General features: G+C 66.7%; 27 protein-coding genes. 8 read left to right on the top strand and 19 right to left on the bottom strand.

Annotation, left to right across the window (positions count from 1 at the left end; translation table 11 throughout):
- The first annotated feature begins 47 nt into the window (after window positions 1-47).
- Window positions 48-776, top strand: a complete 729-nt coding sequence (locus tag IP89_RS03250; protein WP_043307677.1) for a hypothetical protein — start codon at window positions 48-50, stop codon at window positions 774-776.
- Between the two features lie 43 nt (window positions 777-819).
- Here the strand turns inward: IP89_RS03250 and IP89_RS03245 are convergent, their stop codons facing one another.
- The 6 genes from IP89_RS03245 to exbB all read right to left on the bottom strand — a co-directional run bounded on the left by IP89_RS03245 (window position 820) and on the right by exbB (window position 7,703).
- On the bottom strand, window positions 820-2,226 hold the full coding sequence (locus IP89_RS03245) for an aminoacyl-tRNA deacylase and HDOD domain-containing protein (protein WP_043307676.1): 1,407 nt from the start codon (window positions 2,224-2,226) through the stop codon (window positions 820-822).
- Window positions 2,227-2,328: 102 nt separating this feature from the next.
- Complete coding sequence (gene recG, locus IP89_RS03240; protein ID WP_043307675.1) at window positions 2,329-4,404, bottom strand: ATP-dependent DNA helicase RecG; 2,076 nt, start codon at window positions 4,402-4,404, stop codon at window positions 2,329-2,331.
- Complete coding sequence (locus tag IP89_RS03235) at window positions 4,401-5,333, bottom strand: hydrogen peroxide-inducible genes activator (protein ID WP_043307674.1); 933 nt, start codon at window positions 5,331-5,333, stop codon at window positions 4,401-4,403. The genes recG and IP89_RS03235 overlap by 4 nt, the downstream gene beginning before the upstream one ends.
- A gap of 118 nt (window positions 5,334-5,451) precedes the next feature.
- Window positions 5,452-6,165, bottom strand: a complete 714-nt coding sequence (locus tag IP89_RS03230; protein ID WP_043307673.1) for an energy transducer TonB — start codon at window positions 6,163-6,165, stop codon at window positions 5,452-5,454.
- Window positions 6,162-6,587 carry a TonB system transport protein ExbD gene (gene exbD / locus IP89_RS03225; protein ID WP_043307672.1) on the bottom strand — a complete coding sequence of 142 codons (426 nt, stop codon included), beginning with the start codon at window positions 6,585-6,587 and terminating at the stop codon, window positions 6,162-6,164. Before exbD ends, IP89_RS03230 begins: the two co-directional genes overlap by 4 nt.
- A gap of 3 nt (window positions 6,588-6,590) precedes the next feature.
- Entirely contained in the window at window positions 6,591-7,703 is a 1,113-nt protein-coding gene (exbB, locus tag IP89_RS03220) for a tonB-system energizer ExbB (protein WP_043307670.1), read from the bottom strand.
- A 168-nt stretch (window positions 7,704-7,871) separates the two neighbouring features.
- On the opposite strand from exbB, the gene IP89_RS03215 reads away from it, so the two are divergent.
- Window positions 7,872-8,723 (top strand): SDR family oxidoreductase, encoded by an 852-nt coding sequence (locus IP89_RS03215; protein ID WP_043307669.1) that lies wholly within the window; start codon window positions 7,872-7,874, stop codon window positions 8,721-8,723.
- Here IP89_RS03215 and IP89_RS03210 read toward each other — a convergent pair.
- The 7 genes from IP89_RS03210 to IP89_RS03180 form a co-directional block, all read right to left on the bottom strand.
- Complete coding sequence (locus IP89_RS03210) at window positions 8,720-9,076, bottom strand: type IV secretion protein Rhs (protein WP_156114977.1); 357 nt, start codon at window positions 9,074-9,076, stop codon at window positions 8,720-8,722. The genes IP89_RS03215 and IP89_RS03210 overlap by 4 nt on opposite strands.
- A gap of 5 nt (window positions 9,077-9,081) precedes the next feature.
- Window positions 9,082-9,813 (bottom strand): hypothetical protein, encoded by a 732-nt coding sequence (locus IP89_RS03205; protein WP_043307667.1) that lies wholly within the window; start codon window positions 9,811-9,813, stop codon window positions 9,082-9,084.
- Window positions 9,814-9,818: 5 nt separating this feature from the next.
- Complete coding sequence (locus IP89_RS03200; protein WP_043307666.1) at window positions 9,819-10,199, bottom strand: RidA family protein; 381 nt, start codon at window positions 10,197-10,199, stop codon at window positions 9,819-9,821.
- Window positions 10,200-10,244: 45 nt separating this feature from the next.
- On the bottom strand, window positions 10,245-12,353 hold the full coding sequence (gene spoT, locus IP89_RS03195) for a bifunctional GTP diphosphokinase/guanosine-3',5'-bis pyrophosphate 3'-pyrophosphohydrolase (RefSeq protein WP_043307665.1): 2,109 nt from the start codon (window positions 12,351-12,353) through the stop codon (window positions 10,245-10,247).
- 63 nt (window positions 12,354-12,416) lie between these two features.
- Complete coding sequence (gene rpoZ, locus IP89_RS03190) at window positions 12,417-12,683, bottom strand: DNA-directed RNA polymerase subunit omega (protein ID WP_043307664.1); 267 nt, start codon at window positions 12,681-12,683, stop codon at window positions 12,417-12,419.
- Between the two features lie 105 nt (window positions 12,684-12,788).
- Window positions 12,789-13,409: a guanylate kinase gene (gmk, locus tag IP89_RS03185; RefSeq protein WP_043307662.1), complete on the bottom strand. Its 621-nt coding sequence runs from the start codon at window positions 13,407-13,409 to the stop codon at window positions 12,789-12,791.
- 39 nt (window positions 13,410-13,448) lie between these two features.
- A complete protein-coding gene (locus tag IP89_RS03180; protein ID WP_043307661.1) occupies window positions 13,449-14,312 on the bottom strand; it encodes a YicC/YloC family endoribonuclease in 864 nt (287 codons plus the stop codon).
- A 157-nt stretch (window positions 14,313-14,469) separates the two neighbouring features.
- Here IP89_RS03180 and rph point away from each other — a divergent pair, with 157 nt between their 5' ends.
- From rph to IP89_RS03165, 3 genes are read left to right on the top strand one after another with little or no spacing between them, the layout of a single operon-like run.
- On the top strand, window positions 14,470-15,189 hold the full coding sequence (gene rph / locus IP89_RS03175) for a ribonuclease PH (RefSeq protein ID WP_043307660.1): 720 nt from the start codon (window positions 14,470-14,472) through the stop codon (window positions 15,187-15,189).
- A 24-nt stretch (window positions 15,190-15,213) separates the two neighbouring features.
- Window positions 15,214-15,579 carry a DUF4870 domain-containing protein gene (locus IP89_RS03170; protein WP_043307658.1) on the top strand — a complete coding sequence of 122 codons (366 nt, stop codon included), beginning with the start codon at window positions 15,214-15,216 and terminating at the stop codon, window positions 15,577-15,579.
- Between the two features lie 58 nt (window positions 15,580-15,637).
- The gene (locus tag IP89_RS03165) at window positions 15,638-16,573 is read left to right on the top strand and encodes a DUF808 domain-containing protein (RefSeq protein WP_043307657.1); all 936 of its coding nucleotides are present in this window, start codon (window positions 15,638-15,640) and stop codon (window positions 16,571-16,573) included.
- A gap of 22 nt (window positions 16,574-16,595) precedes the next feature.
- Here IP89_RS03165 and IP89_RS03160 read toward each other — a convergent pair whose 3' ends face one another.
- Window positions 16,596-17,375, bottom strand: a complete 780-nt coding sequence (locus IP89_RS03160) for an exodeoxyribonuclease III (RefSeq protein WP_043307656.1) — start codon at window positions 17,373-17,375, stop codon at window positions 16,596-16,598.
- Between the two features lie 91 nt (window positions 17,376-17,466).
- Here IP89_RS03160 and pyrE point away from each other — a divergent pair, with 91 nt between their 5' ends.
- Together pyrE and IP89_RS03150 are read left to right on the top strand one after the other, a co-directional pair.
- Window positions 17,467-18,108 carry an orotate phosphoribosyltransferase gene (pyrE, locus tag IP89_RS03155; RefSeq protein ID WP_043307655.1) on the top strand — a complete coding sequence of 214 codons (642 nt, stop codon included), beginning with the start codon at window positions 17,467-17,469 and terminating at the stop codon, window positions 18,106-18,108.
- Between the two features lie 71 nt (window positions 18,109-18,179).
- The gene (locus tag IP89_RS03150; RefSeq protein ID WP_256203095.1) at window positions 18,180-18,731 is read left to right on the top strand and encodes a DUF4124 domain-containing protein; all 552 of its coding nucleotides are present in this window, start codon (window positions 18,180-18,182) and stop codon (window positions 18,729-18,731) included.
- Between the two features lie 18 nt (window positions 18,732-18,749).
- Here IP89_RS03150 and argB read toward each other — a convergent pair whose 3' ends face one another.
- The 4 genes from argB to coaBC all read right to left on the bottom strand — a co-directional run bounded on the left by argB (window position 18,750) and on the right by coaBC (window position 23,996).
- Window positions 18,750-19,658 (bottom strand): acetylglutamate kinase, encoded by a 909-nt coding sequence (gene argB, locus IP89_RS03145; RefSeq protein ID WP_043307653.1) that lies wholly within the window; start codon window positions 19,656-19,658, stop codon window positions 18,750-18,752.
- 23 nt (window positions 19,659-19,681) lie between these two features.
- Entirely contained in the window at window positions 19,682-21,091 is a 1,410-nt protein-coding gene (gene algC / locus IP89_RS23590; protein WP_218185983.1) for a phosphomannomutase/phosphoglucomutase, read from the bottom strand.
- A 1,217-nt stretch (window positions 21,092-22,308) separates the two neighbouring features.
- Window positions 22,309-22,764 (bottom strand): dUTP diphosphatase, encoded by a 456-nt coding sequence (gene dut / locus IP89_RS03135; protein ID WP_043307651.1) that lies wholly within the window; start codon window positions 22,762-22,764, stop codon window positions 22,309-22,311.
- Between the two features lie 23 nt (window positions 22,765-22,787).
- Window positions 22,788-23,996 (bottom strand): bifunctional phosphopantothenoylcysteine decarboxylase/phosphopantothenate--cysteine ligase CoaBC, encoded by a 1,209-nt coding sequence (coaBC, locus tag IP89_RS03130; RefSeq protein WP_043307650.1) that lies wholly within the window; start codon window positions 23,994-23,996, stop codon window positions 22,788-22,790.
- 166 nt (window positions 23,997-24,162) lie between these two features.
- Between coaBC and radC the strand changes: the two genes are divergently transcribed.
- On the top strand, window positions 24,163-24,837 hold the full coding sequence (radC, locus tag IP89_RS03125) for a DNA repair protein RadC (RefSeq protein WP_043307649.1): 675 nt from the start codon (window positions 24,163-24,165) through the stop codon (window positions 24,835-24,837).
- Here the strand turns inward: radC and IP89_RS03120 are convergent.
- Complete coding sequence (locus IP89_RS03120; protein ID WP_043307648.1) at window positions 24,834-26,405, bottom strand: ABC transporter substrate-binding protein; 1,572 nt, start codon at window positions 26,403-26,405, stop codon at window positions 24,834-24,836. The genes radC and IP89_RS03120 overlap by 4 nt on opposite strands.
- Window positions 26,406-26,601: the final 196 nt, after the last annotated feature.

Raw genomic sequence — 26,601 nt, 5'->3', positions numbered from 1 at the left:
CCGCCTGCCGCTTGGCTAGGCTGAGCTTTTCCACGGAACTGTTTGTCATGCGTTTGCCGCTTATTCTCGCCGCTACCCTGTTCGCGCTGGCTGGTCCTGCGCAGGCCGCCGATGCCACCCTGGAGCGGGTGCTTGACCTGGCCGGGGTCAAGCTGCTCTGCGAACAGAGTGCGCCCCTGCTGCAGCGCGGCATGAATGCCGAGCAGCAGAAGGCGCTGGGCCAGGCGTTTTCCGCCGTACCGCTGTGCGCCGACCTGGCCGGGCGAGTGGCGCCCAAGCTAAAGCCGGAGCAGTTGAAGCAGGCCCTGCAGCTGCTGGAAAGCCCGCTGGCCCAGCATTTCACCGCAGCCGAGCGCGCGGTGGGTGGCGATGGTGGCCTGGCCGCCTATCGCAAGCAGTTGCAGGAGCGCCCGCCGCTGGGCAAGCGCCTGGAGCTGGTGCAGCGCCTGGACAAGGCCGCGCACACCACCGAGCTGGCCACCCTGCTGCGCTACGAGGTCGGCAAGACCCAGGCGCTGCTGGCCCTGCGCGCGCGTGGCGGCAATCTCGACGAGAAGGCCCTGGCCGAGCAGACCGCCGCGCAGCTGGCACCGCTGCGTGAGTCCAGCGCTAAGGGCGTTGAGGCCTTCATGCTCTACGCCTACCGTCAGACCCCCAGCGAGCAGCTCGGCGAGTACGCGGCGCTGTACGAGCAGGAGCCGCTGCGCGCGGTGCTGGATGCCAGCGTCAAGGCGTTGCCGGAAGTGTTCGCCGCCAGGCGAGCCAAGCTCAAGTAACGCAAAAGGGGCCCGCAGGCCCCTTTTTCATGAAAGGCATCGATCAGTGATGGTTGAACTGCGAAGCCAGTTCGCGCAGCGCCGCTTCCGCCTGCAGCACCTTGTTCAGCGCGTCCTCGGCCTTGTCACGGCTGATACCCAGACGCTCGAACAGTTCGTCCGGCAGATCGTGCTGCGGGCCGCTGCCGATGCCACGGCTGCGCAGCAGATTGACCGCCAGGCACACTAGGTTCGGGTAGGCAGCGTGGGCGCCGTCGTAGGCCGGGTCGTGCTGGAAGCGCAGGGCGGTGGCCAGCTCTTCCGGCATGTCCCAGAAGCGCATCAGCCAGGCGCCGATCTGCTCGCGGGTGATACCCAGCAGGTGCTGCTCGATATAGCCGGCGGACAGGTGCGGGTTGACTTCCAGGTGCCGGCAGATCAGCGAGAAGTGCGGCGGGAAAACGTGGGCCAGGACCAGGTAGCCGAAGTTGTGCAGCAGGCCGGCGAGGTAGGTCAGGCCGGCTTCCGGGCGCTGCGCGCGCGGCATGGCGCGGGTCAGACCCTCGATGATGGCGGCGGTGTAGATCGCCTGCTGCCAGTAGGGCGTGGCCTGTTGCGGCTGGTCCTTGGGCAGGGCCAGGGTCTTGCCCAGGGCCAGGCCGAGGGCCAGGTTGATCACCAGGTCGAAGCCCAGCACGCGGACGATGGCGTCTTCCACCGAACGGATCTTGCCGGGGGCGGCGTAGTAGGGCGAGGCGGCCCAGCTGACCACCTGAGCGGCCAGCGCCGGGTCGGTCTCGACCACGCCGGTGATGTCGTCGACGGTGGCGTCCGGGTCGACGCGCAGCTTGATGATCTTCTGTGCGGTTTCCGGCAGCGGCGGGATCTCGATGGTTTCCTCGAGACGCTGCTGGATGCGGCGGGCGGTGAAGGCCTGCACCGCCTGGGTGATCTCGGCGCGGTCGTCGTCCGGGCGATTCAGGTTCGGGCGGATGCCGGCCAGCGGCTCGCCGAAGCGTGCGGCGCTGGCCTTGGCCAGCAGCACCGACTTGTAGTGTTCGCTGTCGATTTCCAGCAGTACGCCGGGCTGGCCGGACTCCACCAGCAGGCTGGGTTCCTGCAGCAGGCGCTCGTCGTACAGGCAGGGCGAGCTGGTCAGCGGCGGCAGGCCGGGCAGAAGGCCAAGGTCGTGCTTGGCCAGCATGCGCTCCATGCGCTCGGGCTTGACCGCGGTGAGCTTGCGCCCGGTCAGTTCGGCCAGGCGATTGAGATCAAGCAGCTGGCTCTGCGGGAAGAGCACCAGCAGGGCGCCGACGGCATCTTCCAGCAGGGCGGCCTGCACCCGGCGCGCGGCCGGGTGGGCGGGATGTTCGGCGCGGATGAGGCAAGGTACGCCGAGCTTCTCGAGGAGTTGCAGGATTACCGCCGGCGGGCGCGGGGCGGAATCAGGAGCGAGGGCGACTTCGGTCATATGCGGGATCCGGCAGGGACTACTTTTTCTGGAGTATAACCAGCGGGGCTGAGCCAAGGCGCGGCCGTCGGACGGGCGACCGCCGGTGTTTCGTGCTCTGTATCACACTTGGCCATACTGTTGGCCATGGCGCAACCAGCGTTCGAGCAGCGGGCTGACATGCTGCGGCCAGCGCGCCAACAGCTCCTGCGCGGCCTCGCGTACGGCTGGCAGCAGGTCGGCGTCGCGCATCAGGTCGGCGACCTTGAACTGCAGCAGGCCGGTCTGGCGGGTGCCGAGTATCTCGCCGGGGCCACGCAGTTCCAGATCCTTCTCGGCGATGACGAAGCCGTCGCAGGTCTCGCGCATGATGCCCAGGCGTTCGCGGCCGAGCTGCGACAGCGGCGCGTGATAGAGCAGCACGCAGTGGCTGGCGGCGCTGCCGCGGCCGACCCGGCCGCGCAGCTGGTGCAGCTGGGCCAGGCCCAGGCGCTCGGGGTTCTCGATGATCATCAGGCTGGCGTTGGGCACGTCGACGCCGACCTCGATGACGGTGGTGGCGACCAGCAGCTGCAGCTCGTTGCGCTTGAAGGCGTCCATCACCGCGGCCTTTTCGGCCGGCTTCATGCGCCCGTGGATCAGGCCGACGCGCAGCTCGCCCAGAGCACTGGAGAGCTCCTCGAAGCTGGTCTCGGCGGCCTGGCAGGTCAGCTCCTCGGATTCCTCGATCAGGGTGCACACCCAGTAGGCCTGGCGCCCCTCGCGGCAGGCCGCGCGCACCCGCTCGACCACCTCGATGCGGCGGCTGTCGGCGACCAGCACGGTGTTCACCGGGGTGCGCCCAGGCGGCAGCTCGTCGAGGATCGAGGTGTCGAGGTCGGCGTAGGCGCTCATCGCCAGGGTTCGTGGGATGGGCGTGGCGGTCATGATCAACTGGTGCGGGCACAGGCGCCCATCGATGCCCTTCTGCCGTAGCGCCAGGCGCTGCTGCACGCCGAAGCGGTGCTGCTCGTCGATGATCACCAGCGCGAGCTTGTGGAAGCGCACCTCGTCCTGGAACAGCGCATGGGTGCCGACCACCATCGGCGCGCCGCCGGCGATCTGCTCCAGCGCAGCGTTGCGCGCCTTGCCCTTGAGCTTGCCGGCCAGCCAGGCGACCTCGATGCCCAGTGGCTGCAGCCAGCGGGTGAAGTTGAGGAAGTGCTGCTCGGCGAGGATCTCGGTCGGCGCCATCAGCGCCACCTGGTAGCCGGCCTCCAGTGCCTGCAGGGCGGCGAGGGCGGCGACCACGGTCTTGCCGGCGCCGACGTCGCCCTGCACCAGGCGCAGCATCGGCTCGGACTGCGCCAGGTCATAGGCGATTTCGGCGCCGACGCGCTGCTGCGCACCGGTGGGGGCGAAGCCGAGGTTGGCGAGGAACTGCTGTGGCAGTTTCTTGGCCGGCGGCAGCACCGGTGCGGCCTGGGCGCGGACCTGTTCGCGCAGGCGCTGCAGCGACAGCTGGTGGGTCAGCAACTCCTCGAAGGCCAGGCGATGCTGGGCCCAGTGGCGACCCTCGGCCAGCTCTTCCTGGTCGGCATCCGGCGGTGGCCGATGCAGGTAGCGGATGGCGTCGGCCAGCGGCCCCAGTTGGTAGTCGCGGCCGAGCTCGGCGGGCAGCCAGTCGGGCAGGCTCTGCGGACCTAGGCGAGCCAGGGCCTGCTGGCTGAGTTGGCGCAGGCGCTGCTGGGTCAGGCCCTCGGTGGTTGGGTAGATCGGCGTCAGGGTCTGTTCCACCGGCGCCGGCTCGTCACCGCTCTGCGCGCGGTATTCCGGGTGGTAGATCTCCAGGCCGGTGGCGCCGGGGCGCACTTCGCCGTAGCAGCGCAGGGCGGTGCCGCGCTTGAGGCCATCCTTCTGCGCCTGGCTGAAGTGGAAGAAGCGCAGGGACAGGGTGCCGGTGCCGTCCTGCAGGCGCACCAGCAGGCTGCGGCGGCGGCCCATGGCCACGTCGGCGCCAGCCACTATGCCCTCGACCACGGCGTCCTGGCCCGGACGCAGGGCGCCGATCGGGGTGATGCGGGTGCGGTCCTGGTAGCGCAGCGGCAGGTGGAACAGCACGTCCTGCAGGTTTTCCAGGCCGACCTTGCTTAGCTTCTCGGCCAGCGCGTCACCGACGCCCTTGAGCACGGTGACCGGGACCTGTGCCAGCTCGGTCATGCCGAGGCGGCTTCACCCTGGGGGCGGGCGACCGAGCACAGGCGGATCGAGTCGGCCAGCACTTCGATGGCCTTGGGCCGCGGGAAGCTGGCGCGCCAGGCGATGGCCACGGTGCGGAACGGCGCCGGCGCGGTCAGCGGGCGCACCTCGATCACGCCGGGGGCGTAGTGGTGGCTGTCGACCGCGGAGAACGGCAGGATCGACACGCCGAGGCCGGAGGCGACCATGTGGCGGATGGTCTCCAGCGAGCTGGATTCCACCGTGGTGTGCTTGGCCGAGTCCTCACCACCTTTGCGCAGCGACGGGCAGGCTTCCAATACCTGGTCGCGGAAGCAGTGACCCTCGCCGAGCAGCAGAAGGCTCTTGTCGTTGAGCAGTTCCTTGTCGATGGTCTCGCGCTCGGCCCAGGGGTGGCCGGCCGGCAGCAGGGCGAAGAACGGCTCGTCGTACAGTGGCTTGGTCAGTACGTCGGCTTCCTGGAACGGCAGGGCGATGATGATCGCGTCCAGCTCGCCGGTGCGCAGCTTGTCGCGCAGGATGTGGGTGAAGTTCTCTTCGATGTACAGCGGCATGTCCGGCGCGACGCGGTGCAGCTGCGGGATCAGGTGCGGGAAGAGATAGGGGCCGACGGTGTAAATGGCGCCGATCTTCAGCGGCGCGGCCAGCTGGTTCTTGCCGGCCTGGGCCAGCTCGCGGATGCCCTGGGCCTGCTCCAGCACCTTCTGCGCCTGGGTGACGATGCCCTCGCCGACCGGGGTCAGGCGTACAGCGCTCTTGCTGCGCTCGAAGATCAGCACGCCGAGCTCGTCTTCCAGCTTCTTCACACCCACCGAGAGGGTCGGCTGGCTGACGTGGCAGCGTTCGGCGGCCCTGCCGAAATGCTGTTCCTGAGCGAGGGTGACGATGTAGCGCAGTTCGGTGAGGGTCATAGGTAAATTCCATTGAGATGCGGCCAAGCATAGCGGCTGCATTCAATGGAACCAACCGGGCCGCTCAGAAAGATGCGCCCCGGTCGGCCAGGCCGCCTGCCGAGGGTTCGGCAGGCGTTTAGCGGGTCAGCGTGAAGTTCAGCGGATAGTCGATCGACATGCTGTTGCCGCTGAGGATCTTCGCTGGCGGTGGCGGTACCGGACTGGCCCGACGCAGCTGGCGCTGCACGTCCTGGTCGAAGGAGCCGCGCGCAGTGGAGCGCTTCACATCGCTGGCGAGGATGCGGCCGTGGGCGTCGATGGTGAAGTTGACCAGCAGGGCATGCTTGCTGCCAGCACGGTTCATCCGCCGCTCACGCTCCGGATAGTGCAGGCGCTTGCTCAGGTAAGCCTGCAGCTTCGCCATCCACAGGGCCTTCTCGCGGTCGATCTCGCCCTGGTTGGTCTGCTGCTGAGCCGGCGCTTTAACCGGTGCGGCGGCCTTCTCCTGGCTGGCGACCTTGGGCGCCTCGGGTTGCGGCTTGACCTCGGGCTTGGGCGGCTGCGGTTTGACCTTGGGCTTCGGCTTGGGCTTGACGATGGCCAGCTTGGGCTTCGGCGCTTCCACCACCTCGGGGATCGGCTCCGGCTCGGGCTCGACGATCGGCTGCGGCGGAGTCGGCTCCGGCGGCGCGGTCACCGGCTCCAGCTCGATCAGCATGGCGGCGGGTTCGAGCAGGACCGGGGTGATCGCCGGTTTCCACAGCAGGGCGGCGTAATAGACGACCAGGTGCAGCGCGATCACGGCGATCAGGCTGACGGCCCACAGCGGCAGGCGGCGAGCTTGGCTCATTTGCTACCGACCGTTTCCAGGCCGACCAGACCGATCTTCAGGTAACCGGCACCGCGCAGCTGATCCATCACGGTCATCAGGTCGGAGTAGTCCACGCCCTTGTCGCCACGGACGAAGATGGTCTTCTCCTTGTCGCCGCCGGTCATGCGGTCCAGCGACGCCTTGAGCTGGGTCGGATCGATCTGCTGGTTGTCCAGGTACAGGCTGGTGTCTTCCTTGATGCTCAGGTACACCGGCTTGTCCGGGCGCGGCACCGGCTTGGCGGTGGAGGCCGGCAGGTCGATCTTCACGTCCACGGTGGCCAGCGGTGCGGCGACCATGAAGATGATCAGCAGCACCAGCATCACGTCGATGAACGGGGTGACGTTGATCTCGTGGTTTTCCTGGAGGTCGTCACCGCCCTCTTGCAGATGCAGCCCCATGGCTCATACCGCCTTGGCGACAGGCTGGGCGCGTTCGCCAGCCGGCTGATCGAGGTCGCGGCTGACCAGCAGCAGGACCTGGGCGGAAGCATCGGCGACCTGCGCCTTGTAGCCGGTGATGGAGCGGGCGAAGACGTTGTACACGACCACGGCCGGGATCGCCGCGACCAGGCCCAGGGCGGTGGCCAGCAGGGCTTCGGCGATGCCGGGGGCGACCACGGCGAGGTTGGTGGTCTGCGATTCGGCGATGCCGATGAAGCTGTTCATGATGCCCCACACGGTACCGAACAGGCCGACGAAGGGCGCGGTGGAACCGATGGTGGCGAGCACGCCGGTGCCCTGGCTCATGGCGCGGCCGCTGGCGGCGACCAGGCGCTCCTGACGGAAGCTGACGCGTTCCTTGATGCCTTCCTTCTCCTTGCAGCCGGCGGACAGGCGCAGCTCGTCGCGGGCGTCTTCGATCAGCTGCGAGCTGAAGCTGTGCTTGGCACGCGCCTGCTCGGCGGCCTGGGCCAGGGTGCGGGCGGCTTTCAGCTCAGGCAGCTCGCGCTGCAGGCGGCGGCGGGCGATGACCAGTTCCAGACCCTTGGCGACCCACACGGTCCAGGTCAGGATCGAGGCCAGTACCAGGCCGATCATCACGCTCTTCACCACGCGGTCGGCGTTCTGGTACATGCCCCACGGCGATAGGTCGTGCAGCACTTCTTCCTCGACCTGTTCGGCGTCGCCTTGCAGCGCCTGCAGGGCGGCCTGCAGCTGCTCGGCATCGGCGCCGACGATGTTGTTCTGCTGCAGGAACTCCAGGCGAGCGGTTTCGACCTGCTCAGGGGTGGCCTGCTCGCCCAGGGCGTCCAGCTTGGCCTTGAGGGCCTCGGCTTGCGGATGGGTCACGGGCGCCGGGGCCAGGGTCTCGCCAGTGGCTGCGGGGGCGACGGCGGCCGGATCAGCCGGAGTGCCGGTCGGCGCGGTAGCCGGGGTAGTGGCGGCCGGTTGCTGGGCAGCCGGGGCCACCTCTTCGGCGTGTACGCCGAACGGCAGCAGCAGGCCGAGCAGCAGAGCTGGCAGCGCCAGGCGAGAGAAGAAAGTGGGCTGGGCGCGGAGGGCGGTAGAGTTCATGCTGGCCGGACCTGAAGTGGGGGAGCGTCGGACGGGGAGGGTGCCCCGTGCAAAAAACGGCCTGTATTATTGCAAGTAATTCTTGTTTGTGAAAGCAATAATGTAACTATTCCACCCGCTCCGGATTTCCGGTAACCCCCTTCCTTTCCTGCGAGGTAGAGCTTCTCCATGTCCAAGACCCTGATGATTGCTGGCTGCGGTGACGTTGGCAGCCGCCTGGCCCTGCGTCTGCAGCCCTCCGGCTGGACGCTGTATGGCCTGCGGCGCGATGTCGCGCAGCTGCCGGCGGTGGTGCAGCCGGTGGCCGGCGACCTGCAGCAGCCGGCGTGCCCGGCGGCCTGGCCGCAGAGCGAGCTGGACTACTTGGTGTACTGCGCGGCGGCCAGCCAGCACGACGAGGCCGGCTACCGCAGCGCCTATGTCGACGGCCTGCGCCATGTGCTGGCCTGGCTGGCCGAGCATGGCCAGCGACCGCGCCGTCTGCTGTTCGTCTCCAGCAGCGGGGTGTATGCCCAGCAAGGTGGTGAATGGATCGACGAGGAGGCGCCGGCCGAGGCCGAGGGCTATAGCGGCAAGGTGATGCTCGAAGCCGAGCAGCTGGCGCTGGCCAGTGGTCTGCCGGCGACCCTGGTGCGCCTGACCGGCATCTACGGTCCGGGCCGCCAGTGGCTGCTCAACCAGGTGCGCCAGGGCTACCGAGTAGCCAGCGAGCCGCCGCTGTACGCCAACCGCATCCATGCCGAGGATGCCGCCGGGCTGCTGGCCTTCCTGCTGCAGGCCGACGCCGAGGGCGCCGAGCTGGCCGACTGCTACCTGGGCGTGGACGACGAGCCGGCGCCACTGCACGAGGTGGTCGGCTGGTTGCGCGAGCAGATGGGTGTGAGCCAGTGGGCCGAGGAGAACAGCGTGCGCCGCGCCGGCAGCAAGCGCTGCAGCAATGCCCGGGCGCGGGCCCTGGGCTGGGCGCCGCAATACCCCAGCTATCGCGAGGGTTATGCGGCGGTGCTGGCAGCCGACTAGTCGCTACGCCCGGTGTAGCGCCCGCTATCGTCGTAGCGGCGCCCGTCCGGGTCTTCGCGCCCCTGATAGCGCCCTGAGTCGTCGTAGTGACGACCATCCTGATCCTGACGGCCGGTATAACGGCCGCTGTCGTCATAGCGGCGACCATCGACGTCGACTCGTCCGGTGTAGCGTCCGGATGCATCGTACTGACGGCCGTCCGCATCGGTGCGGCCGGTGTAGCGCCCACTGTCATCGTAGGTGCGACCATCATCGTCGGTGCGTCCCAGATAGCGCCCGCTGTCGTCGTAATGGCGCTGTTCGGCCTGGGCAGTCAGGCTCGCCAGGAGGAGACAGAGCAGGATCGGGCGCATGTCGCTCAGTCGCGCTCCAGCAACCAGGCCTGGCGGCCGGGGCGGTAGCTGGGTACTTCGTCAGGGGCAGACTGGTTGAGCGCCTCGAGGATGCGTAGCTGGTCGCCGTCGCGCTCGAACAACCAGGGCGCGCCCTGGTTGCCGAGCTGCAGCCACAGACTGTCGTTCTCGCCGGCCATGGACGCGCAGTCGCCGGCCAGGCACAGCGCATAGCGCTCGGCGCCGGGCAGGCCTTCGAGACGGCCGTCGGGGTGGAACAGCACCAGGCCGCCCTCGCCGACGCCCTCGCGAATCTTCCACTCGCCGCCCAGGTAGGCCTGGTACAGCGCCCACTCGAAGCTGCTGCCGAGCGGCGCGCCGGCCTCGGCCTGCTGCACCGGGCGGCTGAAGTGCTGCTCGGGACCGTAGGCGCTGGCCTGTTGCACCAGTTCATCGCCCTGCTGAAGCAGATGCTCCTGATAGTCGCCCTGGTAATCCACCTGCAGCTGGCCGTCTTCGCTGGTGCTGAGGCGACCTTCGGGTGCCTCGAAGCCGTTGCTGTAGGCGGCCAGGCCACGCTGGCTATCCAGGCGCCATTCCAGGTTCGGGCCATGGGCCAGCAGCGCCTCGCGCAGCGGGATACCGGTGCGCGCGGCGTCGATGATCGGCTGGTTAATCCAGGTACCGTCCGGGCTCTGCGGACCGGCGCAGCCGGCCAGCAGCCCGGCGCTCAGGGCGAGCGGCAGAAGGTGGCGCATGGGACTCAGTCGAGAACCAGGATGCCGTCCATTTCCACCTGCGCGCCGCGCGGCAGGGCGGCCACGCCGATGGCGGCGCGGGCCGGGTACGGCTGCTCGAAGTAGCGGCCCATGACTTCGTTGACCTTGGCGAAGTGGGAGAGGTCGGTAAGGAAGATGTTCAGCTTGACCACGTCCTTGAACGAGCCGCCGGCGGCCTCGATCACGGCCTTGAGGTTTTCGAACACCTGGACGGTCTGCTCCTCGAAGCCCTGCACCAGTTCCATGCTCTTCGGGTCCAGCGGGATCTGCCCGGACAGGTACACGGTGTTGCCCGCCTTGATCGCCTGGGAGTAGGTGCCGATGGCGGCCGGGGCGTTGGGCGAGGTGATGACGGTCTTGCTCATGGGAACTCCGATTCCAGGGATTTGTTGTTCTGTGGCGCCGCGCGATCAGGCGCGCATGCGGGTGATGCGGATGACGCCGGTGAGGGCGCGCAGCTTCTTGATCACGCGGGCCAGATGGACGCGGTCATGCACGCTGACGACCAGCTGGACCACGCTGATGCGGCCGTCGCGCTCGTCCATACTGATCTTCTCGATGTTGCCGTCGGCGGCGTTGACGCTGCTGGCCAGCAGGGCGATCAGGCCGCGCTGGTGCTCCAGCTCGACGCGCAGTTCGACGTTGAATTCGCCAGCGACATCCTTGGCCCAGTTGAGCTGGATGCACTTCTCCGGGTTGTGGCGGATGTCGGCGATGTTCTTGCAGTTCTCCAGGTGCACCACCATGCCCTTGCCGGCCGACAGGTAGCCGACGATGGGGTCGCCCGGGATCGGTGTGCAGCACTTGGCGTAGCTCATCACCAGGCCTTCGGTGCCGCGGATGGCCAGCGGGCCATCGGTGCTCGGCGCGGCTTCGCCGGTCTCGGCGAGCAGGCGGCGGGCGACCACATAGGCCATGCGGTTGCCCAGGCCGATGTCTTCCAGCAGGTCCTCGAGCACTTCCAGGCGGTATTCGCCGAGCACGGCCTGGATGCGCTCCGGAGCGATCTTCTCCAGGTGACTGTCGAAGCCGGTGAGGGTCTTGTTCAGCAGGCGCTCGCCCAGGCTGATCGACTCGGAACGGCGCTGCAGCTTGAGCGCATGGCGGATGTGCGTGCGCGCCTTGCCGGTGACCACGAAGTTGAGCCAGGCCGGGTTCGGTCGTGCGCCGGGGGCGGTGACGATTTCCACCGTCGAGCCGCTCTCCAGTGCCTGCGACAGCGGCGCCAGGCGCCGATTGATGCGGCAGGCGATGCAGCTGTTGCCGACGTCGGTATGCACGGCGTAGGCGAAGTCGACCGCGGTGGAGCCCTTCGGCAGCTCCATGATCTTGCCCTTCGGGGTGAAGACGTAGACCTCGTCGGGGAACAGGTCGATCTTCACGCTCTCGATGAATTCCAGCGAGTTGCCGGCGCGCTGCTGCATCTCCAGTACGCCCTTGACCCACTGGCGGGCGCGGGCGTGATTGCCCTTGGGCGCTTCGTCGCCATCGGCCTTGTACAGCCAGTGCGCGGCGATGCCATTGTTGGCCATCTCTTCCATCTCGCGGGTGCGGATCTGGATCTCGATGGGCACGCCGTGCATACCGAACAGGGTGGTGTGCAGCGACTGGTAGCCGTTGGCCTTGGGGATCGCGATGTAGTCCTTGAAGCGGCCCGGCAGGGGTTTGTACAGGTTGTGCACCACGCCGAGGGCGCGGTAGCAGGTGTCGACCTTGTCGACGATGATGCGGAAGGCGTAGACGTCCATGATCTCGTTGAACGCCCGGCGCTTGCCACGCATCTTCTGGTAGATGCTGTAGAGGTGCTTTTCGCGGCCGATCACCTCGCCGTGCATGCCTTCGCGTTCGAGGCAGGCGGTGATCGATTCCTCGATCTTGGCGACGATTTCCTTGCGGTTGCCGCGCGCGCGTTTGACCGCAGTGCGGATGCGCTCGGAGCGCATCGGGTGCATGGCCTTGAAGCCGAGGTCCTCGAATTCCACGCGCATGCTGTGCATGCCCAGCCGGTTGGCGATGGGTGCGTAGATTTCCAGGGTTTCCTTGGCGATGCGCCGGCGCTTCTCGCCGGACAGCACTTCCAGGGTGCGCATGTTGTGCAGGCGGTCGGCCAGCTTGACCAGGATAACGCGAATATCGCGCGCCATGGCCATGGCCATCTTCTGGAAGTTCTCGGCCTGCGCCTCGGCCTTGGTCTGGAAGTCCATCTGGGTCAGCTTGCTGACCCCGTCCACCAGCTCCGCGACGGTCTCGCCGAACTGCGCGTGGAGGGCTTCCTTGGCGATGCCGGTGTCCTCGATCACGTCGTGCAGCATGGCCGCCATCAGGCTCTGATGGTCCATGTGCATGTCGGCGAGGATATTGGCGACGGCGAGCGGGTGGGTGACGTAGGCCTCACCGCTGCGGCGGCGCTGCCCGTCGTGAGCCTGCTCGGCGTAGAAGTAGGCGCGGCGGACCAGATTGACCTGGTCCGCGGCCAGGTAGGTCGAGAGTCGGTCGGCGAGGGTGTCTATGCTCGGCATGGGATTGCCCCCTGCCGCGCTTCTGGTTGACCCGGTGCCGCGTGACTTCGACCAGGCATAGGCTTACAGAGGCTCGTTGGCCTCTTCCTCGAAGGCAGCGGCGAACAGCGGCTCTTCCTCGACGAGGTCTTCCTGGGCGACGAATTCGGCGTCTACCAGGTTGCCAGCGATCTCACGCAGGGCAACGACGGTGGGCTTGTCGTTTTCCCAGGCGACCTTCGGCTCCTTGCCGCCGGTGGCCAGTTGACGGGCACGCTTGGTGGCCAGCATGACCAGCTCGAAGCGGTTGTCTACGTTCTCCAGGCAGTCTTCAACGGTAACGCGGGCCATGGTGTTCCTCGTGGCAAATAGCAAATAAGGCTGGGCCCGGATGGGCGAGCGGACTGAATAGTCTAAAAAATCACCAGCAATTAGGGAAGGCCTTTCGGTGCCCGCTTATCTCAACAGTTCGCCGAGCAGGCCGGCGTGGCGCTGGCTTTGCGAGTCGCTGAGCAGTTGGTTGGAGCGGAAAATCGCCTTGAGGTCGCTCAGCGCGTGGTCGAAATCGTCGTTGATCACCAGATAGTCGAACTCGACATAGTGGCTCATCTCGCTGACTGCATCGCGCATGCGCCGCTCGATGATCTCGGCGCTGTCCTGGCCGCGGTTGGTCAGGCGATGGCGCAGGGCCTCCTGAGTCGGCGGCAGGATAAAGATGGATTTGGTCTGCGGCATCAGCTTGCGCACCTGCTGGGCGCCCTGCCAGTCGATCTCAAGGATCAAGTCGAAGCCCTCGGCCAGGGTCTGCTCCAGCCACTTCTGCGAGGTGCCGTAGAAGTTGTCGAAGACCTGGGCGTGCTCGATGAACTCGCCGCGCTCGATCATGCCGTTGAAGGCGGCGTGATCGACGAAGTGGTAGTTGACCCCGTCCTGCTCGCCCGGACGCATGGCGCGGGTGGTGTGCGAGACGGAGACGCGAATGCGTGGCTCGCTGTCGAGCAGGGCCTTGACCAGGCTGGTCTTGCCGGCGCCGGAGGGGGCGGAAACGATATAGAGGGTGCCGGTGGTGGCGGTCATCTGTCTGTCCTGGTGGCGCTTTGGATCAAGCCTAGCGGCTTATTCGATGTTCTGGACCTGCTCGCGCATCTGCTCGATCAGGACCTTCAGGGTCACGGCGGATTGGGTGCTGCGCGGGTCGAAGGCCTTGGAGCCGAGGGTGTTGGCCTCGCGGTTGAGTTCCTGCATGAGGAAGTCCAGGCGGCGGCCAGCGGCACCGCCGGCCTTGAGCACGCGGCGTACCTCGGTGACGTGGGTGCTCAGGCGATCCAGCTCTTCGGCCACATCGCTCTTCTGGGCAAGAAGCACAAGCTCCTGCTCCAGGCGCTGCGGGTCCAGCTCGGCCTGCATCTCGGCGAAGCGGGTCTCGATCTTCTGGCGCTGGTTGGCCAGCATCTCCGGGATCAGCACGCGCAGGGCGGCGACTTCTTCGAGGATGTTGTCCAGGCGCTCGTTGAGCAGTTTGGCCAGCTCGGCGCCTTCACGGGCGCGGCCGTTCTTCAGCTCGCCCAGGGCCTGCTCGAACAGCTTGAGTGCGGCAGCGTTCAGTGCCTGCGGGTCGCTGGCGTCGGCCACCAGCACGCCGGGCCAGGCCAGCACTTCCAGAGGGTTGAGCGGCGCTGGCTGCTGGATCAGCGCGGCGATCTGTTCGGCGGCGGCGACCAGCTGGCGAGCGCGGTTCTCGTCTACCTGCAGGCTCTTGCCGGCATTCTCCTCGGCGAAGCGCAGGGTGCATTCCACCTTGCCGCGCGACAGGCCTTGGCGCAGCGCTTCGCGCACCGCGCCTTCGAGGTCGCGGAAGGCTTCCGGCAGGCGCAGGTGGGGTTCCAGGTAGCGGTGGTTGACCGAGCGCAGTTCCCAGCTCAGGGTGCCGTTGGCCTCGGCGCCCTCGACGCGGGCGAAGGCGGTCATGCTGTGCACCATGTGGAGAACCTCGTGGAAGTTGAATGAGGCGCGAGATTGTAGCGCAGTGCGACCGCCGGCCCAATCTGGCGTGTCGTGGCGTCTGCAGCGGCCCTATAATGCCGGCAGGTCGGGCGTTGCGTGCCCGAGATTTCCGCTTTCTTACAGGTACCAGCAGATGAAACGTCCCAGCGGCCGTGCTTCCACCCAGTTGCGTTCCGTGCGCATCACCCGCAACTACACCAAGCACGCCGAGGGTTCGGTGCTGGTCGAGTTCGGCGACACCAAGGTGATCTGCACCGCCAGCATCGAGTCCGGCGTGCCGCGTTTCCTCAAGGGCCAGGGCCAGGGCTGGCTGACCGCCGAGTACGGCATGCTGCCACGCGCCACTGGCGATCGTAATCAGCGTGAGGCGAGCAAGGGCAAGCAGGGCGGTCGCACTTTGGAGATCCAGCGCCTGATCGGTCGCTCGCTGCGCGCCGCGTTGGACATGAGCAAGCTGGGCGAGAACACCATCTATATCGACTGCGACGTGATCCAGGCCGACGGCGGCACCCGTACCGCCTCCATCACCGGTGCCATGGTGGCGGTGGCTGATGCGCTTAAGGTGCTGAAGAAGCGCGGCGGGCTGAAGGGCGAGCCGCTCAAGCAGATGGTCGCCGCCGTTTCCGTGGGCATTTATCAGGGTGAGCCGGTGCTGGACCTGGATTACCTGGAGGACTCCGCTGCCGAGACCGATCTCAATGTGGTGATGACCGATGGTGGCGGCTTCATCGAGATTCAGGGCACTGCCGAAGGCGCCCCCTTCCAGCCGGAAGAGCTCAATGCCATGCTGGCGCTGGCCCAACAGGGCATGCGCGAGCTGTTCGAGCTGCAGCGCGCCAGCCTGGCCGACTGATCCCAACCCGTCGCGGAGAGCCCCATGGAAGAGCAGAGCGTCAATCCCACCCCGAGTTCGGAAGCCCGTCAATGGGCGATGTTCTGCCACTTCGCGGCCTTCGCCGGCCTGCTGATTCCCTTCGGAAATCTGCTCGGGCCGCTGATCATCTGGCAGCTCAAGCGCGACCTCGACCCCTTCGTCGACGACCAGGGCAAGGAAGCGCTGAACTTCCACATCACCGTCTCCATCGCCGCGCTGGTGTGCATTCTGCTCGCGGTGGTGGTGATCGGTTTCCTGCTGCTGCCGCTGCTCGGTCTGGCCGCGCTGATCCTCACCATCATCGGCGGGATCAAGGCCAACGAGGGTCGCAGCTATCGCTACCCGCTGTGTTGGCGACTGATCAAATAATCCCTGGGCCCCGCATGCGGGGCCTTTTTCTGCAACCTAAGGAACAAGGAAGCCTGAAGTGGCCGGAGCCAGTCTGTTAACCCTGCTCGACGACATCGCCAGTGTGCTGGACGACGTCTCGGTGATGACCAAAGTGGCGGCGAAGAAGACCGCTGGAGTGCTGGGCGACGACCTGGCGCTGAACGCGCAGCAGGTCACCGGGGTCAAGGCCGAGCGCGAGCTGCCGGTGGTCTGGGCGGTGGCCAAGGGCTCGTTCATCAACAAGCTGATCCTGGTGCCGGCGGCGCTACTGATCAGTGCCTTTGCGCCCTGGCTGGTCACGCCGTTGCTGATGCTCGGTGGCGCGTTCCTGTGCTTCGAGGGCTTCGAGAAGCTTGCGCACAAGTATCTGCACAGCAAGGAGGAAGATCAGCAGCACCATGCCGAGCATGTGCAGGCGCTGGCCGATCCGGCGGTGGACATGCAGACCTTCGAGCGTGACAAGATCAAGGGCGCGGTGCGTACCGACTTCATCCTCTCCGCCGAGATCATCGCCATCACCCTGGGCGTGGTGGCCGAACAGGCCTTCCTGCAGCAGGTCATCGTGCTGTCCGGCATTGCTCTGCTGATGACGGTCGGGGTCTATGGCCTGGTCGCCGGCATCGTCAAGCTGGATGACGCCGGCCTGTACCTCAGTCAGCGCGCCAGCGCGGCGGTGCAGAGCCTGGGGCGCTGCATCCTGTGGCTGGCACCCTGGCTGATGAAGGTGCTGTCGGTGGTGGGAACCGCGGCCATGTTCATGGTTGGCGGCGGCATCCTGACCCATGGCATTCCCGGCGCTCACGAGCTGATCCATCACTGGATCGAGCCGCTTGCGGCGCTGCCTGCTGTCGGCGGTGTGCTGGCCGTGCTGGCGCCGACCCTGATCGACGCCTTGTTCGGCGTGCTGGTCGGCGCTCTGGTGCTGGTGCTGGTCAGCGTGGCAGGCAAGGCCTGGGGCGCATTGCGCGCCTGACCACGAACGACGGGCTGGCTGCTTAGACGCTGAGCAGCCAGTCGTAGTCGACGATCAGCGGTGCGTGCTGGGAGAAGCGCGGCTGGCGTGGCAGCTTGGCGTTGCGCACGATGCGGCGCATGCCCGGGGTCAGCAGCTGGTAGTCGAAGCGCCAGCCGAGGTTTAGCAGCTCGGCCTGTTCGCTGTCTGGCCACCAGCTGTACTGGTCGCCTTCGCGGCTGACTTCGCGCAGGGCATCGACATAGCCCATGTTGCCGATCACCTCATCCATCCAGGCACGCTCAGGCGCCAGGAAACCCGGGAGCTGCTGGCTGTCGCGCCAGTTCTTCACGTCCAGCTTCTGGTGCGCCACATAGAGCGAGCCGCAGTAGATGTACTCGCGGCGCTTGCGGCGCTGTTTGTCCAGGTAGGCCGTGAAGTCGTCGATGAACTTGAACTTGTGGTTCAGGCTCTCGTCGCCGCCCAGGCCGGACGGCAGCAACAGGGTGGCAATGCTCACCTTGTCGAAATCGGCCTGCAGGTAACGTCCGTAACGGTCAGCCATCTCGAAACCGAGGCCGTGGATCACCGCCTTGGGTTGCAGGCGCGAGTAGAGCGCCACACCACCTTGAGCGGGCACTTCGGCATCGGCCGCATAGAGAAAGTAGCCATCCAGCTGATAGGCCGGATCGTCCAGTTCGAAGGAGGAGACTCTTGTATCCTGCAGGCAGATCACGTCGGCATTCTGGGCCTGCAGCCAGCTGAGCAAACCTCGCTCGACTGCGGCCTGAATACCATTCACGTTCACACTGATGATCCGCATAAATGGCCCCCAAAAACACCTGCGTGTATGATACCCGAGCTCATTCCCATTAGCTAAATTCATAGCTAAATCCGTGCCTACGGAGCTTTGCATGCAGGCGTATCAACGCGAATTCATCCGTTTTGCCATCGAACGCGGCGTGCTGCGTTTCGGTGAGTTCACCCTCAAGTCCGGGCGTACCAGCCCCTACTTCTTCAATGCCGGTCTGTTCAGCAGCGGCCTGGCCCTGGCCAAGCTGGGACGTTTCTATGCGTCCGCCCTGATGGACGCCGGTATCGACTTCGACGTGCTGTTCGGCCCGGCCTACAAGGGCATCCCACTGGCCGCCGCCACTGCCGTGGCGCTGGCCGAGCAGCACGAGCGCGACCTGCCCTGGTGCTTCAACCGCAAGGAAGCCAAGGACCATGGCGAAGGTGGCACCCTGGTCGGCGCGCCGCTGGCCGGGCGGGTGATGATCGTCGACGACGTGATCACCGCCGGCACCGCGATCCGTGAGGTCATGCAGATCATCCAGGCCCAGGGCGCCCAGGCGGCCGGCGTGCTGATCGCGCTGAACCGCCAGGAGCGCGGCCAGGGCGAGCTGTCGGCGATCCAGGAAGTGGAACGTGACTACGGCATGCCGGTGGTCAGTATTGTTTCCCTGGAGCAGGTGCTGGATTATCTGGCCGAAGATGCTGAGCTGAAGAAACACCTGCCGGCGGTGGAGGCCTACCGCGCGCAGTACGGCATCTGAACTCGAACAAGGAACGCTCCATGCTCCGATCGGCAAAGCTCTTGGTTCTGATAATCGCCGCACTACCTCACATGGCTTCAGCTGCCAGCGCGCAGGATGAGGGCGCGGAGTCCTATCGTTACAAGGACAATCAGGGCAGGGTGGTGCTGAGCCGGCAGGGCGTTCCTCCGGAGTTCATCGCCAATGGCTACGAGGTGCTCGATAGCGATGGTCGAGTACTGCGCAGCGTTGCGCCGGCTCCCAGCCTCGAGGAGCGTCAGCGGTTGGCCGAAGAGAAGGCGCGGGCCAAGTCGGATGCCCAGCTCTTGCGTATCTACTCCGAGCCATCGGATGTGGATCGCGCGCGAGATCGTAAGCTGGCGGAGCTGGATGGAGTGATCAGCGTGGCGCAGAGCAATCTGCACTCGCTGCGCACCCAGCAAGCCAATCTCCAGGGGCAGGCTGCCGATTATGAGCGGGTCGGTCGGCAGGTGCCGGAGCACCTGCTGGTGCAGATCGATAACCTCAAGGCCGAACAGGCGGGTATCGAAAAGGATATCCAGCGCTATCAGCAAGGCCGCCTCGATGCTCAGGCCTCGTTTGCCGCAGACCGCGAGCGGCTGATCAAGCTGCGCGGCGAGTAACCCCGCCGCGCGGCGCCATCAGTGATGGCGCTTGCGGTTGGTGATCAGGGTGCCCACGCCGCTGTCGGTGAAGATCTCCAGTAGTACCGCGTTCGGCACGCGGCCATCGATGATGTGCGCGCTGGTCACTCCGCCCTGTACCGCCTCCAGAGCGCAACGAATCTTCGGCAGCATGCCGCCATAGATGGTGCCGTCGGCGATCAGGCTGTCGACCTGCTCGGTGGTCAGGCCGGTCAGCACTTCGCCCTGCTTATCCATCAGGCCGGCGATGTTGGTCAGCAGCATCAGCTTCTCCGCCTTCAACGCCTCGGCCACCTTGCCGGCCACCAGGTCGGCGTTGATGTTGTAGGACTCGCCGTCGGTGCCGACGCCGATTGGCGCGATCACCGGAATGAAATCACCCTTCACCAGCATGTTCAGCAGCTCGGTATTCACCCCGACCACTTCGCCGACGTGGCCGATGTCGATGATCTCCGGCTGGGTCATCTCCGGGGTCTGGCGGGTCACGGTGAGCTTCTTCGCGCGGATCAGCTCGGCGTCCTTGCCGGTCAGGCCGATGGCGCTGCCGCCGTGGCGGTTGATCAGGTTGACGATGTCCTTGTTGACCTGGCCGCCGAGGACCATCTCCACCACGTCCATGGTCTGCGCATCGGTGACGCGCATGCCGTCGATGAAGTGGCTCTCGATCGACAGGCGCTTGAGCAGGTCGCCGATCTGCGGGCCGCCACCATGCACCACCACCGGGTTGATGCCGACTGCCTTCATCAACACGATGTCGCGGGCGAAGCCTTCCTTGAGCTCGTCGCTCTCCATGGCGTTGCCGCCGTACTTGATCACCAGGGTCTTGCCGACGAAGCGACGGATATACGGCAGCGCTTCGGACAGGACCTTGGCGACATTGGTGGCGGCATCACGATTGAGGGTCATGGTGGAACGGACTCCGAAGCAGATCAGAACGGCAGATTGAGGTCAGGGGCGACGTTGTACAGCTGGGCGCGGAACACTTCCTTGATCCGCGTGAGCTCTTCCTCGGTCTCCGCCTCGAAGCGCAGTACCAGCACCGGCGTGGTGTTGGAGGCGCGCACCAGGCCCCAGCCCTTCGGATAGTCGACGCGTACGCCGTCGAGGGTGGTCAGGTTGGCCTCACCCCACACGCCGTCGCGCTGCAGGCGGTCGATCAGGCGGAACTTGCTCTCGTCGGTGACGGTGACGTTGATCTCCGGCGTGGAGATGTCCAGCGGGAAGGCAGAGAACACGTGCTCGGCGTCGCGGCGATCCTGGCTGAGGATCTCCAGCAGGCGCGCGGCGCTGTAGATGCCGTCGTCGAAGCCGAACCAGCGCTCCTTGAAGAACACGTGGCCGCTCATTTCGCCGGCCAGCAGGGCGCCGGTTTCCTTCATCTTCTTCTTGATCAGCGAGTGGCCGGTCTTCCACATCACCGGGCGGCCACCATAGCCGCTGATCAGCGCGCCCAGGCGGCGGGTGCACTTGACGTCATAGATGATGTCGGCGCCGGGGTTGCGCGATACCACGTCCTTGGCGAACAGCATCATCAGGCGGTCCGGATAGACGATGGTGCCGGTGTTGGTCACTACGCCGACGCGGTCGCCGTCGCCATCGAAGGCCAGGCCCAGGTCGGCGCCTTCGCTCTTCACGCGGGCGATCAGGTCTTCCAGGTTTTCCGGCTTGCCCGGGTCCGGGTGGTGGTTGGGGAAGTTGCCGTCCACCTCGCAGAACAGCGGGATCACGCTGCAGCCCAGGGCCTCGATCAGCTTGGGCGCGATCACCCCGGCCACGCCGTTGCCGCAGTCGACCACTACCTTGATCGGCTTGGCCATGGCGATGTCGTCACGGATCTGCTTGAAGTAGCGGTCGAGGATGTCGATCTGCTCGACACTGCCAACGCCGCTGGCCAGGTCGTTGTTGTCGATGCGGGTCTTCAGCGCCTGGATCTGCTCGTTGGCCTGGGTGTCGCCGGCGATGACGATCTTGAAGCCGTTGTAGTCCGGCGGGTTGTGGCTGCCGGTCAGCATCACGCCGGACTTGCCTTCCAGAACGTTGGTGGCGAAATACAGCACCGGAGTCGGCACCATGCCGACATCGGTGACGTTGCAGCCACAGTCCAGCAGGCCCTGGATCAGCTGTTGCACCAGCTGCGGGCCGGACAGGCGGCCGTCACGGCCGACGGCGACATTCGGCTCGCCCTTGGCCAGGCTCTCCGAGCCGATGGCGCGGCCGATCCAGTAGGCGGCCTCCGCGGTCAGGGTATCGCCGACCACGCCACGGATGTCGTAGGCGCGGAAGATGGTGGCGGGAAGCTTGGGTGGGGTCTGTACGTTCTGTTGCACGGCGCTATCCATGAATGGTTGCTCCAATCCCAGGAGGTCCTGGTCTTCGTCGAGAATGTCGATATCGAGGATATCGGTAGCCTGGAACAGCGGGTCCGCTAGCTGGGCGGGCTTGGCCGCTGCCGCTTGGGCAGTTGCTTGGGGACTGCCGGCCTCATTGCGCGAGGCTTCTTGTTTGGGGCGCGGCAGGCGCGCCAGGCTCTGCGCCAGCCCGTCGAGGGCAGCGAACTGCAAGCTGAAGGCTTTGACCGACTTACCGCTGGAAAGCTCCTGCAACATGCCAGCGAGTTGTTGTACGTCGCTACGCAGGCGGCCGAGCAGGTGATTGCGGGTCAGCATCAGGCCGAGCAGGGCGCCGCCCAGCGCGAGCAGGGCGGCGATGGCCAGGATCGCCGGCGGCAGCGGTGCGCTGCTCATGCTCGGGCCGGGGGTGAAGTCGAGCAGCCAGTTCGGGTTGCCGGTATCGAAGCGTTTCGCCGCGTCATCGCCAGCGATGCCGCGCTGCAGCAGCAACTGCGCACCGCTGTTGCCGAACTGCTGGCTGAGCTGGACTTGCCCGGCTTCCGCCGGCAGTGCGGGCAGCGCTTCGAGCAGGCGGCCGAGGTCGACTACCAGCAGCAGGGTGCCCTGCAGCTGCTCGCTGCCCGGCGTGCGCAGCGGCGCCGCGCTATAGGCCAGCCAGCGCTCGCCGATCTTATAGGCCTCGATCGGTGGCTGCTGGCCGTTCTCCAGGCGCCGCAACATGTCCAGCGCGGCGAAGTTCATCGGTCCGCTGCGGCCGACATCCAGCGCGGCGCGAGCCGGCAGATTGATGTGCGCATCGACCACGCCCTGCCAATGCTGCAGGCCGCGCTCGGCAGTGCTGATCAGGCCGCGGTCACCGCTCTGCAGGGCGACCAGCAGGGCCGGGTCCTGAGCCGCGGCCAGGGTGTCGGCCTGCAGCTGGCGCTGGGCCTGTTGCAGGGCGCCGGCCTGGCTGCTGCCCCACGCTTCGATCAACTGCTGTTGCTGCTGGTTGCCGCTGTTGCTGACGCTGTAGCCGATCAGGGCGGCGGCCAGGGCCAGCCCGCCGATGGCGGCGATGGCGCCCGGCACCAGGGCCTTTTGGTCATTGCCGCTCTTGGGCGTGGCTTTGCTCGGCGCGCTGGCGATGAGCGAGTCGTTATCCTTGGCTGCACGTTTGAATTTCACGCAACGTCTCCCTGGCGATTCTTCCCGAATGGGCGGACTCAGTGGCTGCCGGAGTGGCCGAAGCCGCCGGCGCCGCGCTGGCTGGCGTCGAACTCTTCGACCAGCTCGAAGTGGGCCTGTACCACCGGTACCAGCACCAGCTGGGCGATGCGCTCGCCGATGGCGATGGTGAACGGCGTCTGGCCGCGGTTCCAGCACGACACCATCAGCTCGCCCTGGTAGTCGGAGTCGATCAGGCCGACCAGGTTGCCGAGCACGATGCCGTGCTTATGGCCGAGGCCCGAGCGTGGCAGGATCAGCGCGGCCAGGCCCGAGTCGCCGATATAGACGGACAGGCCGGTGGGGATCAGCAGGGTCTGGCCCGGCTCGAGCACGGTGTCTTGTTTGAGCATGGCGCGCAGGTCGAGGCCGGCGGAGCCAGGGGTGGCGTACTGCGGCAGGGGGAAGTCACTGCCCAGGCGCGGGTCGAGAATCTTGGCTTGCAGAGCGTGCATGGTGGGTTCCGTAGACGTATGAATCAGGCGCGGTTGAGGCGCTCGGCGATGAAGGCCACCAACTGGCGGGCGATCTTGCTCTTGCTGGTCTGGGCGAAGGCGCTCGCCTGCAGCTCGCGGTCGATCACGGTGATGGCGTTCTCTTCGCTGTTGAAGCCGATGGTCGGGTTGGCCACATCGTTGGCGACGATCAGGTCGAGGTTCTTGTCCTTCAGCTTGCGCGCAGCATAGTCGAGAAGATTCTCGGTTTCTGCGGCGAAGCCCACGCTGAAGGGGCGATCTGCGCGGCCGGCGATGGTGGCGAGGATGTCCGGGTTGCGCACCAGCTGCAGGAGCAGGCCGTCACCGCTGTTGGGGTCCTTCTTCATCTTCTGCGTGGCCACCACTTCCGGGCGGTAGTCGGCGACGGCGGCGGAGGCGATCAGCAGATCGCAGGGCATGGCGGCTTCGCAGGCGGCCAGCATGTCGCGGGCGCTGACCACGTCAATGCGGTTGACCCGGTCAGGCGTCGGCAGATGCACCGGGCCGGTCACCAGGGTCACCTTGGCGCCAGCTTCCACGGCGGCTTCGGCCAGGGCGAAGCCCATCTTGCCGGAGCTGTGGTTGGTGATGTAGCGCACCGGGTCGATGTTTTCCTGGGTCGGGCCGGCGGTGATCAGCACGTGCTTGCCGGTCAGCGCCTGCCACTGGAAGCAGTCGGCGGCGCGCTGGGCCAGCTCGTCAGCTTCGAGCATGCGGCCCAGACCGACATCGCCGCAGGCCTGGCTGCCGGCGGCCGGGCCGAACAGGCGATAGCCGCGTTTTTCCAGTGCCTGGGCGTTGGCCTGGGTGGCATCGTCGCGCCACATGGCCTGGTTCATCGCCGGGGCCAGGGCGACCTGGGCGTCGGTGGCTAGTACCAGGGTGCTCAGCAGGTCGTCGGCGACGCCCTGAGTCAGGCGCGCCATGATGTCGGCGGTGGCCGGAGCGATCAGCACCATATCGGCCCACTTGGCCAGCTCGATATGGCCCATGGCGGCTTCGGCGGCCGGGTCGAGCAGGTCGAGGTGCACCGGGTGGCCGGAGAGGGCCTGCAGGGTCAGCGGGGTGATGAACTCACGACCGCCGCGGGTCATCACCACTCGCACTTCGGCACCCTGGTCGCGCAGGCGACGGACCAGCTCCGCGCTCTTGTAGGCGGCGATGCCGCCGCCGACGCCCAGGACGATGCGTTTCCGATACAGCCGCTGCATAGGCCTGCCTTTAATAATGTGGTGTGGATAGCAGCACGGCGACCTCCCTCCCCAGATCGGTCGGCGTGCGAAAAAACCGGGCTAAGATAGCACAGGGCCTGCGCCGGAACAGCGGGCTGCACGGGGCTGGCAAGGGTTGCCGGCAGGTTTTCGACAAGGAGGTTGGATGAGTATTCGCGACTGGCCCGCGGCGGAGCGGCCGCGGGAGAAACTGTTGGAGCTGGGAGCGGCGGCGTTGAGCGATGCCGAGCTGCTGGCGATCTTTCTGCGTACCGGCGTGGCCGGCAAGAGCGCGGTGGACCTGGCGCGCCATCTGCTGGCCGATTTTGGCAGCCTGCGCGCCCTGCTCGAGGCCGATCTGCAGTCCTTCGGCCAGCACCTGGGGCTGGGTCCAGCCAAGTTCGCCCAGCTGCAGGCGGTGCTGGAGATGGGCCGCCGCCACCTGGCCGAGCGGCTGCGCCGCGATTCGGCGCTGGAGAGTCCGCAGGCGGTACGCGATTACCTGAAGGCACGCCTGCGCCACGAGCCGCACGAGGTGTTCGGCTGCCTGTTTCTCGATGCCAAGCATCGGGTGATCTGCTTCGAGGCGCTGTTCTTCGGCTCCATCGACGGCGCCAGCGTCTATCCGCGGCAGGTTGTCAAGCGCGCCCTGGCGCACAACGCCGCAGCGGCCATCCTGGTGCACAACCACCCATCCGGCGTCGCCGAGCCCAGCCAGGCCGATCGTTTGCTCACCGAGCGGCTCAAGGAGGCGCTCGGGATGATCGAGGTGCGCGTGCTCGACCACTTCATCGTCGGCGACGGCGAGCCGCTGTCGATGGCTGAGTACGGCTGGGTCTAGTTCAGCTTGACGTTGGATAAATCGAGGCGGCCGAAGGGGCTGACCTGGTAGCCCGTCACGCCCTTGCGCAGCAGGCTGTAGGCGGTCGGGTGGGCCAGTGGCAACCACAGCGCCTGCTGCTCGATGATGCTTTGCGCCTGGCGGTATAGCGCGCTGCGCGCGGCCTGGTCGCCGCCGGCGCGGCCCTCGGCGATCAGCGTGTCCAGTTGTGGGTCGCAATAGCGGGCGAAGTTCAGCCCGGATTCGACCGAGGCGCAGGCGAATTGCGGGGTGAGGAAGTTGTCCGGGTCGCCGTTGTCGCCGGCCCAACCCATGAACAGCAGGTCATGCTCGCCGGCCTTGGCGCGTCGGATCAGCTCGCCCCACTCGATCACGCGAATCTCGGCCTGGATGCCGATCTTGGCCAGGTCGGCCTGCAGCAGCTGGGCGCCGAGGGTCGGGTTGGGGTTGAGCAGGCTGCCGGAGGGGCGGGTCCAGATCGTGGTCTTGAAGCCGTCGGCCAGGCTGGCCTCGGCCAGCAGCGCCTTGGCCCGTGCTGGATCATGCGGGTAGCCCGGCAACTCGGCGTAGCCCCAGCTGTTGGTCGGTAGCGGGCCGCTGGCGGCGCTGGCGCTGCCCTCGAACACGGCCTGCAGATAGCTGGCCCGGTCGAAGGCCAGGTTGATCGCCTGGCGCACCTGCGGCTTGTCCAGTGGCGGGTGCTGGCTGTTCAGGGCGACGAAGGCAGTCATGAAGGCCGGTGTCTCGCTGATCGCCAGGCGCTCATCCTGGCGAGCGGCCTGCACGTCCAATGGCTTGGGCGACAGGGCGATCTGGCATTCGCCGCGCTTGAGCTTCTGCAGGCGCACGTTGGCGTCCGGGGTGATGGCGAATACCAAGCCGTCGACTCCGGGCTTGCCAGCGAAGTAGTCGGGGTTGGCGACGTAGCGGATCGCCGCATCCTTCTGGAAGCGCTTGAGGATGAACGGGCCGGTGCCGACCGGCTGGCTGTTGAGCTTCTCCGGCGTACCGGCGGCCAGCAGCTGGGCGGCGTACTCGGCGGAATAGATGGAGGCGAAGCCCATGCTCAGGGTGGCGAGGAAGGTGGCGTCCGGGTGCTTGAGGACGAAGCGCACACTAGTCGGGGTCGGCGCCTCGACGCGTTCGATCAGCGCCGGCCACTGCATCGACTGGGCATGCGGATAGCCGCTGGCGGCCACCTTGTGCCAGGGGTGGCTGGCATCGAGCATGCGCTGGAAGCTGAACAGCACGTCGTCGGCGTTCAGTTCGCGGCTTGGGGTGAACCAGGCCGTGCGCTGGAACTTCACCCCGGCGCGCAGCTGGAAGGTCCAGCTCAGGCCGTCAGCGGACACCTCCCAGCGCTCGGCCAGGCTGGGCAGCAGCTTGCCGGCCGCGGCGTCGTACTCGACCAGGCGGTTCATCAGTACGTCGGCGGAGGCGTTGGTGGTGGTCAGCGAGTTGTACTGCACCACGTCGAAACCATCCGGGCTGGCCTCGGTGCACACCGCGAGAGTGGCGGCCTGGCTCAGCAGGGGGGCGAACAGCAGGGGCAGGGCGGCTAGGCGCATCGGGGTTCCTCCGGACGACGAGCGTCACACCGTAGAGCAAAGGGGGCCGGCAGACAACGGCGCGGGGCGACGAGCGGTCAAGCGCGGAAGGGCGCCAGAGGCCGCCGTTTCTGGCCGTGGACGGTATTTTTCGCGTAGGCTCGTTCTTGCGAGCGATTGGGTGTTCTGGTATAAAGCAGCGCTCTTTTCTAGGGGC

Origin of the sequence: Pseudomonas sp. ML96 (genome assembly GCF_000761545.1) — a bacterium.
In the GTDB taxonomy this organism is placed as follows: Bacteria; Pseudomonadota; Gammaproteobacteria; order Pseudomonadales; family Pseudomonadaceae; genus Aquipseudomonas.
The sequence above is the reverse complement of the archived record's forward strand: the minus strand, read 5'-3'. Positions and strand labels throughout refer to the sequence as shown.